The organism is Fibrella aquatilis, assembly GCF_017353255.1.
GTDB lineage: Bacteria > Bacteroidota > Bacteroidia > Cytophagales > Spirosomataceae > Fibrella > Fibrella aquatilis.
Genome location: NZ_JAFMYU010000003.1, coordinates 209,818 through 222,778, shown reverse-complemented (window position 1 = coordinate 222,778; position 12,961 = coordinate 209,818). Strand labels below are relative to the sequence as shown.

13 protein-coding genes and 1 tRNA gene are annotated in these 12,961 nt (G+C 56.8%); 9 read left to right on the top strand and 5 right to left on the bottom strand.

Annotated elements, in window-relative coordinates:
- Window position 1 precedes the first annotated feature (1 nt).
- The 4 genes from J2I48_RS05265 (at window position 2) to J2I48_RS05250 (ending at window position 5,685) form a co-directional block, all read left to right on the top strand.
- Complete coding sequence (locus J2I48_RS05265; protein WP_207334356.1) at window positions 2-679, top strand: hypothetical protein; 678 nt, start codon at window positions 2-4, stop codon at window positions 677-679.
- Window positions 680-691: 12 nt separating this feature from the next.
- Entirely contained in the window at window positions 692-3,130 is a 2,439-nt protein-coding gene (locus J2I48_RS05260; RefSeq protein WP_229375821.1) for a peptidylprolyl isomerase, read from the top strand.
- Window positions 3,131-3,175: 45 nt separating this feature from the next.
- On the top strand, window positions 3,176-4,600 hold the full coding sequence (locus tag J2I48_RS05255) for a peptidylprolyl isomerase (RefSeq protein ID WP_207334355.1): 1,425 nt from the start codon (window positions 3,176-3,178) through the stop codon (window positions 4,598-4,600).
- Between the two features lie 122 nt (window positions 4,601-4,722).
- Window positions 4,723-5,685, top strand: a complete 963-nt coding sequence (locus J2I48_RS05250; protein WP_207334354.1) for an AAA family ATPase — start codon at window positions 4,723-4,725, stop codon at window positions 5,683-5,685.
- Between the two features lie 4 nt (window positions 5,686-5,689).
- Here the strand turns inward: J2I48_RS05250 and J2I48_RS05245 are convergent, their stop codons facing one another.
- The 3 genes from J2I48_RS05245 to purL are packed head-to-tail and all read right to left on the bottom strand — an operon-like array spanning window position 5,690 to window position 9,405.
- Window positions 5,690-6,286 carry a nucleotidyltransferase family protein gene (locus J2I48_RS05245; protein WP_207334353.1) on the bottom strand — a complete coding sequence of 199 codons (597 nt, stop codon included), beginning with the start codon at window positions 6,284-6,286 and terminating at the stop codon, window positions 5,690-5,692.
- A gap of 60 nt (window positions 6,287-6,346) precedes the next feature.
- Window positions 6,347-7,117, bottom strand: coding sequence for a tRNA pseudouridine(38-40) synthase TruA (gene truA, locus J2I48_RS05240; RefSeq protein ID WP_207334352.1), 771 nt, complete (start codon window positions 7,115-7,117; stop codon window positions 6,347-6,349).
- 14 nt (window positions 7,118-7,131) lie between these two features.
- A complete protein-coding gene (gene purL, locus J2I48_RS05235) occupies window positions 7,132-9,405 on the bottom strand; it encodes a phosphoribosylformylglycinamidine synthase subunit PurL (RefSeq protein ID WP_207334351.1) in 2,274 nt (757 codons plus the stop codon).
- Between the two features lie 191 nt (window positions 9,406-9,596).
- Here purL and J2I48_RS05230 point away from each other — a divergent pair.
- From J2I48_RS05230 to J2I48_RS05210, 5 genes are all read left to right on the top strand, one after another.
- A tRNA-Ser gene (locus tag J2I48_RS05230) sits at window positions 9,597-9,681 on the top strand.
- A gap of 214 nt (window positions 9,682-9,895) precedes the next feature.
- Window positions 9,896-11,071, top strand: coding sequence for a tyrosine-type recombinase/integrase (locus J2I48_RS05225; protein ID WP_207334350.1), 1,176 nt, complete (start codon window positions 9,896-9,898; stop codon window positions 11,069-11,071).
- Between the two features lie 92 nt (window positions 11,072-11,163).
- Window positions 11,164-11,319, top strand: a complete 156-nt coding sequence (locus J2I48_RS05220; protein ID WP_207334349.1) for a hypothetical protein — start codon at window positions 11,164-11,166, stop codon at window positions 11,317-11,319.
- A gap of 29 nt (window positions 11,320-11,348) precedes the next feature.
- Window positions 11,349-11,648, top strand: a complete 300-nt coding sequence (locus J2I48_RS05215) for a DUF4160 domain-containing protein (RefSeq protein ID WP_207334348.1) — start codon at window positions 11,349-11,351, stop codon at window positions 11,646-11,648.
- A 41-nt stretch (window positions 11,649-11,689) separates the two neighbouring features.
- Window positions 11,690-11,890: a hypothetical protein gene (locus tag J2I48_RS05210; protein WP_374758148.1), complete on the top strand. Its 201-nt coding sequence runs from the start codon at window positions 11,690-11,692 to the stop codon at window positions 11,888-11,890.
- Window positions 11,891-11,961: 71 nt separating this feature from the next.
- Here the strand turns inward: J2I48_RS05210 and J2I48_RS05205 are convergent, their stop codons facing one another.
- Both J2I48_RS05205 and J2I48_RS05200 read right to left on the bottom strand, forming a co-directional pair.
- A complete protein-coding gene (locus J2I48_RS05205; RefSeq protein ID WP_207334346.1) occupies window positions 11,962-12,339 on the bottom strand; it encodes a hypothetical protein in 378 nt (125 codons plus the stop codon).
- A gap of 86 nt (window positions 12,340-12,425) precedes the next feature.
- Window positions 12,426-12,935, bottom strand: a complete 510-nt coding sequence (locus J2I48_RS05200) for a hypothetical protein (RefSeq protein ID WP_207334345.1) — start codon at window positions 12,933-12,935, stop codon at window positions 12,426-12,428.
- Window positions 12,936-12,961: the final 26 nt, after the last annotated feature.

Here is a 12,961-nt window from a genome sequence, read left to right as displayed (position 1 = left end):
CATGCGTCATCCTTTCTTTATCAGTTCTCTCCTGCTCTTCACATCTTGCGCCGCGCCGAAATCACTGACGGCTGAACTGACGCCCCGCAGCCTGCGGGCTAATAACCTCGAAGAAACCATTAGTCGCCGCGACGAGGTCATGCTGGCCTATTCATTGGTGAGCTATGACAACCAAAACAAGGCCGTTGGGGTCATCAACGGCGGCTGGGGTGTGGAGACGCTGAAAAAGGGGCAGTCGGCCAATTTGGCGCAGGCCATTCCGGTGCGATTACCCATGCCACGCGGGGGCAAAATTGTGGCCTCGGTGGTGCTGGTGGAAGTAGACGATTACAAAACGGCCAGTACGCTGGTGATGCAGATTCAGAAGTTGAACAACATCGTGGCGGTGCCAGCGGGCATTTTGCTGACGGCTACCGAAGTGCTCACGCCCCTGAAATACGTCTCGGCGGGGCTGGCAGCGGCGGGGCTGGGTTTGCAGTTCGCCAATCAGCTCGACGATGACGACGTGCTGGGCCAAAGCAGCGTGACCATTGACGATGCCGCCTGGCGCAAGTCGGGCAAGCAGCAACTGCACATACCGGCCCGCTTTACCGGACAGCACCTGCGCGACTCGTTCGACTACGAACTGACCTACGATGTGGCGTTAAAAACCCTTAAAATGGGGCCTTCTGGCCAATAATGACTACCTTTGATGAGTAACCTACCGGAATCTAAACGCCTGTCGGGCTGTTTGTTTTGTAGCGATATGCGCCAGAAAATGCCCATTCCTCTCTCGTTGATTTCTCCCCGAAACTACTCCCCATTTGGCCCTCAGCTTGCCGCCGCCGGGCTTTTTCTGACCCTGCTGTCGGGTTGCCAGTCGGCGAAACCCGTGGCCGTGACGCCTCCCGCGCCGGTAGTGCCCGCCCCCAAGCCGGTGGTGCTTACGCTGGGCCAGAACCGGACCATTACCAGCGACGAGTTTTTCGATTCATTTACCAAAAATCAGCTCTCGTCTGACACCACGCAGCGTACCGACATGCGCGGGTACCTGGAGCTGTATACCAACCTGAAACTGAAGGTGCTGGCCGCCGAACAGGCCGGGCGCGACACCACAGAGGCCTTCCGCGAAGAAATGGCCACCTACCGCAAGCAGCTTGCCCAACCTTACCTGACTGACAAAGGGCTGGTGGAGCAGCTGGCCAACGAAGCCTACCAACGGATGCAGCAGGAAGTCAACGCCTCGCACATTCTCATCGCTCTGGCCGAAGAAGCCCTTCCCGCCGACACGCTGAAGGCGTACGGGCAGGCTATCGAGTTGCGCAACCGACTCTTGAAAGGAGAAGCCTTCAACACCCTCGCCGACCAGTTTTCGGCTGATCCCACCGCCCGGCAGAATGGCGGCACGCTGGGCTGGTTCACGGCGTTCCAGATGGTCTATCCCGTTGAAACGGCGGCCTACACCACACCCGTGGGCACCATTTCCATGCCCATCCGCTCGAAGTTTGGCTACCACGTGCTGCGCGTCAACGACCGCCGACCCTCGCGCGGGAAGGTGCAGGTGGCGCATATTCTGGTGCGGGTATCGCCCTCGGCCACGCCCAACGCCCCCATTGAAGCCAAAACCAAAATAGACGAGGCTTACGCCAAATTGCAGGCGGGTGAGCCGTTCGAAGCCGTTTGCCGCGCCTATTCCGACGACGTGCAGAGCAAAAACGCGGGTGGTAAGTTGCCACCCTTCGCCACTGGGCAGGTAGTGCCCGCCCTGGAAGCCGCCGCTTTTGCCCTCCCCACGCCGGGCAGCATCAGTCCGCCGGTGCAAACCAACTACGGCTGGCATATTCTGAAACTCATTGAGCGGAAACCGATGGAGTCGTTTGCTGAACTGGCCCCGGCCCTGCGGCAAAAGGTAGTGACCGACACCCGCGCCGAGGTGCTGCGGCAGGCTACTCTGACCCGCCTCAGCCGCGAATACCCCATCACCGAATACGCCAGCGTGAAACAGTCCGTGCTCGCCACCGCCGACTCGTCGTTGTTGCAGGGCAAATGGAAACCCGCCATCACCGACGCATCAGGCCAACCCCTGCTGACTATCGACGGCAAGACCGTGCCCATCAGCGCGTTTCTGGCTTATGCCCGGCAGAAGCAAACACCCCGCCGCGATGGTGCGCCCGCCGTGGCCCCCGCTGCCGTGCTGGAAAAGCTGTATACCCGCTTTGTGGGCGACCAGTTGCTGGCCACCGAAGAAGCCAATCTGGAGCGCAAATACCCCGATTTCCGTAACCTGCTGGCCGAAGTGCGTGACGGTGTGTTGCTCTCGCAGGTGATGGAAGAGCAGGTGTGGGAGCGATCAATGGCCGATTCGGTAGGGCAAAAAGCCTATTACGAAGCCCACCGCGCTAACTATAACTACCCCGAACGTGTGGCCGCAACCATTGCCGTGGCGCAGGATAAAGCCCTCATCGACCAGCTTCAGAGCCGGTTGTCAGGCCCTGCTCCCTACGCCCTGCGCCGGTCGGCACCCGAACTACGTTACGAGCGCAACCAAACCATGCTGACCAGCGCCGCCCGTGACCAACTGTTCGACGTGCTGGTAGCGATGGTCAAAAACCCGGCTTATGTATTAGAAGTGACCGGTTCGCATGAGGTCACGGAAGCAGACAGCGCGTCGGCCAGCCGCATCCGCAACGTAGTTAAATACCTAACGACCAACGGCATAACGCTATCGCGGATCACTGAAAAAGACCTGCGGGCCTTCCGCCCAGCACTAACCGGAGCCAACGCAACGCAGTCGGCCCGACGCGTCACGTTCACCTACGCCTCGACCGACAAGCTCGACGTAGCGCGGGTCATCAGCGGCACGGCTACCGACGCCCTGGTGCTGACCGAGGGCCTGTTTGCCAAAGGGCAGAACCCCTACGTCGACGCGGTGGCGTGGCAGGTGGGTACGCAGACGAAGACGGTAAACAACCGAGTGGCGCAGGTGCAAATTACCCGCATCGAACCCGCCCGGCCCAAGACCTTTGCCGAAGCACGAGGAGCGGTCATCAACGAGTATCAGGCACAATTAGAGAAACAGTTTTTGGCTACACTTCGGGAAAAATACCCCGTGCAGGTTAACGAAAACGAATTGAAACGATTAGTCAAATGAGTTCAACATTCAAGAGTTAAAGTTGAACTAATTAATAAAGCCATCATGAATCTAGTACAAACCATATCGCTCGGGCTGCTGGGATCTACCCTCGCGCTGGCCCACAGCTTGTCGGGACCGGCTAAGCCGGGTTCGGCTAAGTTTACAAGAAAAGCTGTCACTGCCGACACCTCCACGGAGGGTGTGCTGCTGAATAAAATCATCGCCAAAGTAGACAACTACTACGTGCTGAAATCGGACCTCGACGAGTCGATGCAGCAGTATGCGGGCAACCCCAAAGCGCCCAAAGACTGCCAGATTCTGGAGAGCCTGGTGATCAGCAAGATGATGCTGGCTAAAGCCGAGATCGACTCGGTGGTGGTGCCTGACAAGGAGATCGACAGTCAGCTCGACGGCCGGATGTCGTATATGGTGCAGCAATACGGTTCGGAAAAGAACATTGTTGAGCAGTTTGGCAAAAGCCTGGAGATGCTGAAAAGCGAGGTGCGGTCGCAAGTAAAAGACCAGCTGGTGACGCGCGAAATGCAGCGAAAGATCACCGAGAAGATGAAGGTGACGCCCCGCGAGGTGCTGAAGTTCTACAACAGCATTCCCCGCGACAGCCTGCCCTATATGCCCGCTGAGGTAGAAATTGCACAGATTGTGCGGTATGCCAAGGTGACTAAGTCACAAAAAGAAACGTTGCGTCAGCGGCTGCTGGCCCTGCGCGACAGCATCTCGAAAGGGGCTGATTTTGCGGCGGTGGCCAAAGCGAACTCGGAAGATGTAGGCTCGGCACCCAACGGTGGCGACCTGGGCTATGCCAAACGGGGGGCCATGGTGGCACCGTTCGAAGGGGCTGCCCTGAAACTGAAACCCGGCGAGATGTCGGACGTGGTGGAGTCGGAGTTTGGGTTTCACCTGATTCAACTGATCGAAACGCGTGGGGCCGAATACCACGCCCGCCACATCCTGCTCCGCCCCGAATACGCCCGTCTCGACGTGACCGACGCCACGCGCTTCCTCGACAGCCTGCGTACCCTGATTGTGGTTGATAGCCTGAAGTTCGAGAAAGCCGCTAAGCTGCATTCAGAAGACAAAGCCACCGCCGACGCCGGTGGACAGCTCCGCGACCCGCAGACGGGCAACAGTCGCCTGGCCATGGACGGCACGATGGACTACGCTCTTTTCTCGACCCTGGACACCATGACGGTGGGCAAAATGACCCCCGTTCTCCCTTACCGCTCCGACGACGGCAAAACGGGGGTACGAATTTTGTACTACCGTGCCAAGATTGAACCCCACACCGCCGACTATAAACTGGACTTCGAGAAGTTGCAGAACATTGTACTGCAAAACAAAAAGAACCGGGCTATCGACGAGTGGTTCCGCAAATCGGTCAGTGACGTGTACATTACCGTCGAGCCAGAATACAACGGCTGCAAGATTTTCGGCACCACCCAGACCAACGGGGCGCAAGCAAGTAATTAGTGGTAAGTGCTGAGTGGTAAACGGTAAGTGCTTCGTGTCGACCGTGTCTATTCTGACGCGAAGCACTTACCGTTTACCACTCAGCACTTACCACTTAATATTCACTCTTAACAAAGAAAAAAGTGCCTTACTCATCGGATGTTGCGGCGGCGGAAGCGCTGAAAGAGTCGTACGAAAAATTGCGGGCCGAAATTGGCAAAGTCATCATTGGTCAGGACGAGACCGTTCGGCTGCTGCTAACGGCCATCTTTTGCCAGGGCCACTGCCTGCTGGTGGGCGTGCCGGGATTGGCCAAAACGCTGCTGATTCAGACTATCGCAGGCGCGCTCGACCTCGATTTTAACCGAATACAGTTCACACCTGACTTGATGCCGTCGGATATTCTGGGGTCGGAAACGCTGGACCAATCGCGGAATTTCAAGTTTATCAAAGGCCCCATTTTCGCCAACATCATCCTGGCCGACGAGATCAACCGGACGCCGCCCAAAACGCAGTCGGCCCTGCTGGAGGCCATGCAGGAATATAAGGTGACTATTGCTGGGGAGAATTACAGCCTGGGGCGTCCATTTTTTGTACTCGCCACCCAGAACCCCATCGAACAGGAAGGTACCTACCCCCTGCCCGAAGCCCAGTTGGACCGGTTTATGTTCAATATCTGGCTCGACTACCCCTCGTTCGAGTCGGAACTAGCCATTGTGAAAAGCACCACCTCCGACGAAAAGTATCAGGTAAAGCAGATCATTTCGGGCGACCAGATTCTGGAGTTTCAGCACCTGGTGCGGCGCGTCCCCGTGGCCGATAACGTGGTTGATTACGCCGTGCGGCTGGTGCATAAAACGCGCCCCAACACCGCCATGGCCGCCACCGAAACCAACCAATACATTGAGTGGGGCGCTGGTCCGCGGGCGTCGCAGGCCCTGATTCTGGCCGCCAAATGCAACGCCCTGCTCAACGGCAAATATTCGCCCGACATTGAAGATGTTCGCGCCGTGGCCCTGCCCATTCTCCGCCACCGCATGGTGCGCAACTTCAAAGCCGAAGCCGAAGGCATCACGGTGGAAACGCTGGTGAAGAAGTTGATGTAGAGAACTAGTCGTTTTTCTTCAATGCTTCTACCTGCGTCCAGAGGTCGAGGTCAATAGCAGCTAGTTCAAAGCCCACTTCGGCCAGGTCGTTTTTGTGCTTAATAATAACCCATTTGGGGGCCTTGTCGGCGGTGAGCGCGGCCAGGGGTTCGGCATAGCGGCGGGCAAACAGGGCGGGCATATGTACCTGATCGGCGTAGCGGGTGGCCACAATGCCTTTGTCGGTTTCGGTCTGGGTAACCACCAACTGTTGCAACAACCCCGCCGATACGTAAGGCTGGTCGCAGGGCATGATAATGAATTTATCGATGCGTGGTTCCATCAAAAACAGCCCCGCCAACCCAATCTTCACCGACGATGCAACGCCGTCTGTATGCGTAGGGTTGTCGATCAGGGTTACGGCCAGTCCGTCTAGTTCGGGGGCCACCTGTTCGCGCCGGTCGCCGAGTACCACCACCACCGGCCCACCCAGATTAGCCGCTAGGGCCACTTCGGCCGCATGGCGCACCAGCGAAGTGCCGTTGATGCTCAACAACTGCTTGCTGATGCCGCCAAATCGTTTCGACGAACCCGCTGCGAGAATAATAATGCCTGTAAGCAAAATGAGTTTAACGTTTAAAGTCCAAAGTTCAATGCAACCACGAAAGGGTAACTTTAAACTTTAGACATTGGACTTTGAACTACCCTTCAGCAGTCCCTCCGGGTAGCTTACTTCGGTTAAAAATAAGCCACTGGCGGGTACGGCCCGGCTGGCGGCGGTGCGGTCTTCGGCCCGAATGATGGCCACGAACTCCTCGACGGTCAGGCGGTGCTGCCCCACGTCGAGCAGCGTACCCACCAGGCAGCGCACCATGCCGTAGAGAAACCGGTCGGCCTTAATATGGAAAACGAGTTCGTCTGCGCGTTGTTCCCATTCGGCCCGCATGATGCGGCAATGGTAATGGTTTACGTTGGTGCGCACTTTACTGAAACTGCGAAAATTACTGTGCTCCAGCAGTTTGGACGCGGCCCCATTCATGAGCGGCACGTCTAGCTCAGGCCGAAAAATATAGCTCAGGCTGGCTAGAAACGGGCTTTTCTGCCGACGGATGTGGTACTGATAATACCGTGCCGTAGCCGAAAAACGGGCATGAGTAGTTGGCGCAACGGGAAAGATGTCGTGGATGGCGATGCCATCGGGTAGCATGTTATTGAGCGAATAAACCAGCATGTCGGTCTCGGGCAGGTCTCCGTCGGTATCGAAATGCGCAAACTGCTGCGACGCATGAACACCCGCATCAGTCCGGCCACTCCCCGTTACGTAGATCGGCCGACTAAGTCGCTGCGTCAGTGTTTCGTCGAGCACCTGCTGCACACTGACACCATTCGGCTGAATCTGCCACCCATGAAAATCCGTCCCCTTGTAACTTAGTTGGATAAAATAACGCTGCATCTATGCTTTGGCTGCTATGCCATAATCTCACCCAAGGCATTATTATAGAGCATCGTAGCTTTATCAGAAGCGGTTATAACCTGCCCATCTACGACGTAATCGGCGGGGGTAACGGTGCCAATCTGCGTGCAGATCACGTGGGCTTTGTCCATAAACGCCTCGAAGTCAGCCTGCTGACTAGCCGACACGGAAACAACCACCCGACTCTGGCTTTCCCCGAACAAGTACGCGTCTTTGCGGTATTCCGGGTCGGTGGCGATGGCAAAGCCGGTGCCGCCAGCCATGGCAGATTCCGCTACGGCCACAAACAAACCACCGTCGGAAACGTCGTGGGCCGAGGCAATCAGCTTTTTGGTAATCAACTGTTTCACAACAGCTTGTACGGCAATCTCCTGCTCTATGTCGAACGCCGGGGCGGGCGAGGCTTTCACCTTCCGGTATGAGTACAGGTACTCCGACGAAGCAATATCATTCTGCGGTGAACCGATCAAATAAATGAAGTCGGCAGGCGCTCCTGCGCTTGACTGTTGGAAGTTCAGCGTCATCCGGTTGTCGGGCTTTTCCATCAAACCAAGCATGCCAATGGTAGGCGTGGGAAACACCGGCCCATCGTCCGACGATTGGTTGTAGAAGCTCACGTTGCCGCCCGTGACGGGGGTTTCAAAGCGGGCGCAGGCTTCGCCCATGCCTTTCACAGCCTCTACGAAGTGCCAGTACACCTCCGGCACGTAGGGGTTGCCGAAGTTCAGGTTATTGGTCACGGCCAATGGCTCGCCACCGGTGCAAACAATGTTGCGGGCGGCTTCGGCCACGGCAATCTGCGCCCCGGTGAAGGGGTTGGCGTTCACGTAGCGGCTGTTGCAGTCTACCGTGATCACGATGGATTTGTCCGTTTTAGGAATACCCGCGCCCTTTACCCGCACTACAGCGGCGTCAGACGGGGCGTTGGTGCTGCGGTTGGCCGTGCCCACCATCGAGTCGTACTGCTCGTAGACCCACCGCCGCGAACAGATGTTGGGGTGACCCAGCAAATGCCGGGCTACGTCGCCGAGTTCGTCGGTTGTTACATCGGGAACGGTGCCGATGCGGAATTTGGCAAACTCCTTAATGTAGGCCGGTTCTTTGTATTCGCGGCGATATTGCGGCGCGCCACCACCCAGCACCAGGTCATGCGCGGGCACGTCGGCCACAAGCTGACCGTAGCGGTAGAAGTGCAGCCGGCCAATGCCGTCTGCGGGGGCGGCGGTCACCTCGCCAATTTGGGCGCAGTGCAGATCCCACTTGTCGAAAATGCCCTGGATGATACCTTCTTTCCCTTTCTCGATCACCACCAGCATCCGCTCCTGCGACTCGGACAGCAGAATCTCGAACGGGGCCATGTTGGGTTGACGGGTGGGCACTTTGTCTAGGTCGATGATCATGCCGTGTTCGCCCTTGGCGCTCATTTCCGAGGTCGAGCAGATGATGCCTGCCGCGCCCATGTCCTGAATACCAATCACATAGCCCGTGGCGATGATCTCTAGTGTGGCTTCCAGCAGGAGTTTTTCCATGAACGGATCGCCTACCTGCACCGCCGGGAGCTTATCGGTCGAGGCCGCCGAAATATCTTCCGAGGCAAACGTAGCCCCATGAATGCCGTCTTTACCCGTAGCCGAACCCACAATAAACACCGGATTGCCCACCCCGTAGGAGGTCGCTTTGGCCGATTTGCCAATTTCCACGATGCCCGCCGAAAAGGCGTTGACGAGGGGATTGGTGTTGTAGCACTCGTCGAAATAGATTTCGCCGCCCACCGTGGGAATGCCAAAAGCGTTGCCGTAATCGCCGATGCCCTTTGTCACGCCGCGCAACAGCCGACGGGTCTTGGGCAGGGAGAGGTCACCAAACCGGAGCGAGTTAAGCTGGGCAATGGGCCGGGCACCCATCGTAAAAATATCGCGGTTGATACCGCCCACGCCCGTTGCTGCGCCCTGATAGGGTTCCAGCGCCGAGGGGTGATTGTGCGATTCGATCTTGAACGAGCAGGCCAGCCCGTCGCCAATATCGACCAGACCCGCGTTTTCTTCGCCTGCTTTGGCCAGCATCCGGTCTGAGTCGCGGGGGAGGGTTTTGAGCCAGACGATGGAATTTTTGTAGGAACAATGTTCCGACCACATCACCGAAAAGATGCTCAGCTCGGTGAAGTTGGGCTGGCGGCCCAAGATCGCTACGATACGGTCGAATTCGTCGGGCAGCACACCCAGTTTGCGGGCGGTTTCTACGGTAGGCAGGGGATCGAGGAGTTCCAAGAGTACAGAATTGGGGAGTAAACGAAGCCGGAAGATAAGCCCGCTGACCGGTTCGTAATCAACCGATTACGTTGGGGGCGGGTCTGTTTTCGGGTGCAAAAATACGGTTTTCAGGCCGTTTCGGGCCATTTTTTCCCCAGTGGGCTTGACAATTGTCAGAAATCGGCCTACTTTTGCATCATCAATCACCCAGAGAGATGGCAGAGTGGTCGATTGCGGCGGTCTTGAAAACCGCTGACTGTAACAGGTCCGGGGGTTCGAATCCCTCTCTCTCTGCAACTAGGTTCATTACCAGCAAGCCCGCTACTGTAGCGGGCTTTTTTTATGCCGCATGTGGGCAGGCTGATCAACCAGGCCTGTAAACTTCTGGTCACGTTCTGGACCACTGGCTAAACATTCGCCCACAGCCCGACCGGTCAGGGAATGGCGGCACGTTTGTAGCACCTGGTTTTTGATTTTTATAACTCAACCAAAACCATGTTAAAAACACATGAACGTTCGCTTCATTGCCCGGCCGTCAGCCACCTACGCCACCAGGGCAACGATCCAATGCCGCGTCAGCGTCAACGGCATCCGGGCCAACGCCTTTAGCACCGGCGTCGAGCTGAACCGCTCGGACTGGAACGCCCGGCTGCAACAGATTAAGGGCCGCAACGACCGCGCCCAGACCGACACCCAGCGCCTGGAGTGGATCCGGGCCAAACTGTATTCCATCTACCACCATTTCGAGGCCAAAAACCGGCCCGTCACCGCGCACATGATCCGGGAAACCTACGTCGGCAAGCGCCGACTGGAGTATACGTTGGCCCAATTGCTGGAGGCATACTTATTTGCCAAAGAACAGACGGTCGGTCAGCCGGGCGGCATCACCCAATCGACCTTTTCAGCCTACCAGGATCGACTAGCCAACCTGCTGACCTATCTCAACGACACGGGCCAAACTCCTACCCTACTGGCTGAAGCCACCAACGTGGCCTTTGCCAAAGCCTGGCAGGCGCATTTGCTCAAAAGCTACAAACCCAACTACGTCGGCAAACACCTGGACCTCCTGAAAGCGGTGCTCGACCACGGGGTAATGATGGAGCACATCAACGCCAACCGCCTGCACGGCCTGCGCATCCCCCGCGAAGCGCCAGGCAAACCCATCTACCTGACGCGGGAACAGATCGACCAGCTGGAGCGCGCCGACCTCGCCCAAATCGTGGTGCTGCGGCCCTACCTCGACCGCATGATCCGGGCGAGGACGATGTTTTTGTTTATGTGCGCAACAGGGATGCACTACATCGACTACACCAACCTGACGTCGGCCGAACTGCACGTACTGGATGGGCAGCGGTTTATCGTGGATGACCGCCAGAAGTCAGGCAAAGAACTCATCGTACCCGTCACTGACCTGGCCGGTCGGCTGATCGACCAGGCGGGAAGCATCGACGCGTTGCCCCACATGAGCAACCAGAAACTCAACCAGACCCTGAAGCTGGTGGCCATTGCGGCCAAGATCACGGTACCACTCACCAGCAAAGTAGGCCGCAAGAGCTTCACCGACTTCTTTTTGAATGAAAAGAAGTGGAGCAAAGACCAGGTGGCCAAAATGCTGGGGCTAAGCTCGACCAAGTACCTGGCGCATTACGGCGACATCGACCACCGGAGCCTGCGGCTGGCGTAAGTAACATGCCCACCGGCTACCCTGTGCAGCCGGTGGGTATTTTGTATATTTAGGCCTACGATTGAGCCAGTAGCCGTTTAGCGCCAACCACCATGAGTACACAGACAAAGCCCCGTTCGGGGGCAACCAAGACCGCTTCACCCAAGCGCCGTATCGACAGCCCCGCCAGCCGGGCGCTGCGCAAGCACATTGTCTATCACGATCCTAACCAGTGGAAAAAGGACATCGAAACCGGATCTGGTGAGTAGTACTCGTTGACCATTATCCTGTTACCTCAATGCCAAAAATTTACGAGTACCTGGGCTATGTGCTGTTCATCTATACCGACGACCACATGCCCATTCACGTCCATGTGCAATACGCCGAATATGCCGCTAAAGTTGAACTTCATTTTGAGGATGAAGTGTTAACACTGAAAGTGCGTAAAGTGCGGGGAGCCAAGCTGTTACCCGCCGACAAGCAAAAAGAAGTCAATCGCTTTATTGAAAACTATGCTAATGGCATCGTGGACAAATGGATGAAAATACACGTCTTAAAGACAACGGTGAAAAACGAAAAAATCACCAAAAAGCTGTAAGTCTTCAGGTCGTTGCGGCCCAGTGGGTGGAGGGCTATAAAGTGGCCATTCGCTTTAGCGATGACACCCGGCAAGTGGTCGATTTTGGCCCCTATTTAGCCACGCACACCCACCCCTACATTGATCCCTACAAAGATCCTGAGCAGTTCAAAACCTTTCAGATTGAGCGGGGCAACCTGGTGTGGGGCGAAGACTGGGACATGATTTTTCCCACCTGGAAACTGCACCGTGGCCACCTCTGAGTTTACCTCACAAAAAAGCCCCATTCTGGTGAATGGGGCTTTTTTGTGGAATAGCCTGTCAGGCAGTCGTATTAGGGAAACGAGATAGCCATACTCTTGCAACTGTTGATGGTCGGCGACCAGGTAACTTCAGTGGGATAGAGCAAATAGCCAGTGACCTGCTTGACATAAATCTTGGATGGCCCCTGCGATATCTGAATGTTTTTGGTCAGCGTGTTGCCACTCAGCCGCATCACGTAGACCCCATTTAACCAGAGGTCATAGGGGTTTTTCGATGTGTTGCTGGCGTCTATCCAGCCATACCCTTTCAATTCGCAATCCTGCTTGGCCGTGCCGCCCCCAGTGGTGCTTCCCGACGTGGTTTTGGTTGGGTCAACGGTGTTGATGGTACAGCCGACTAGCATCGATACAAAGAGTGATGCTGTTACTAATTTGGTAGCTAAATGCATGTGAATGGTTGGTTGAGATTGGCCACAATGCTACACAAAAAAGACCCGCCGATGACGTTCGACGGGTCTTTTTTTGATTTAATGGGTTACTTGCTGAATGACCCAACCGTAATGCCCAGGGCCACGCCCAGCGCACCGGTGCCCATTCGTTCCCACCACAGTCGGCGGCGGGAACGGCGTAGACTGGCGGCGGTCTGACTCAGCAACCAGTCATCGCGGCCCAGGTGGCTGCCCGCCCGCTCCAGCCGCCGCGACACGGCCACCAGGGCAGCGGTTTGGCGTTGCAATGAATCCTGCAAGGTGCGCAGCCGGGTTTGGGTCAACGCCATGAGTTGTTCCCGTCCCTGATCTGACAACGCCGCCTGTTCTTTCAGGATGCTGATCAGCTCATCGGTGTCGGTGTAGTCGATGGCCAGCAGCGTTTGGCGGGCCAGTTCGAGCTTAGCCAGGTCGTAGCGACTGATCGACACGCTGTCGCCAGCTGGTGCCGGGCGGATGGTCAACGGCACGATCCGGGCGCTCCGGGTGGTGTCGGGTTGCGCCCAAACCGCCCGTGCCAGGAAAACCAGCAAAACAGTAGAAAATTTGGTGGTCATGCGTCGTTTCTCGGAAGTTGGGGCCA

Excerpts from the sequence above, each read along its gene's own strand:
- J2I48_RS05265 (WP_207334356.1), top strand. The coding sequence starts at position 2 with ATGCGTCATCCTTTCTTTATCAGTTCTCTCCTGCTCTTCACATCTTGC.
- J2I48_RS05260 (WP_229375821.1), top strand. The coding sequence starts at position 692 with ATGAGTAACCTACCGGAATCTAAACGCCTGTCGGGCTGTTTGTTTTGT.
- J2I48_RS05255 (WP_207334355.1), top strand. The coding sequence starts at position 3,176 with ATGAATCTAGTACAAACCATATCGCTCGGGCTGCTGGGATCTACCCTC.
- truA (WP_207334352.1), bottom strand. The coding sequence starts at position 7,117 with ATGCAGCGTTATTTTATCCAACTAAGTTACAAGGGGACGGATTTTCAT.
- J2I48_RS05225 (WP_207334350.1), top strand. The coding sequence starts at position 9,896 with ATGAACGTTCGCTTCATTGCCCGGCCGTCAGCCACCTACGCCACCAGG.
- J2I48_RS05220 (WP_207334349.1), top strand. The coding sequence starts at position 11,164 with ATGAGTACACAGACAAAGCCCCGTTCGGGGGCAACCAAGACCGCTTCA.
- J2I48_RS05215 (WP_207334348.1), top strand. The coding sequence starts at position 11,349 with ATGCCAAAAATTTACGAGTACCTGGGCTATGTGCTGTTCATCTATACC.
- J2I48_RS05205 (WP_207334346.1), bottom strand. The coding sequence starts at position 12,339 with ATGCATTTAGCTACCAAATTAGTAACAGCATCACTCTTTGTATCGATG.
- J2I48_RS05200 (WP_207334345.1), bottom strand. The coding sequence starts at position 12,935 with ATGACCACCAAATTTTCTACTGTTTTGCTGGTTTTCCTGGCACGGGCG.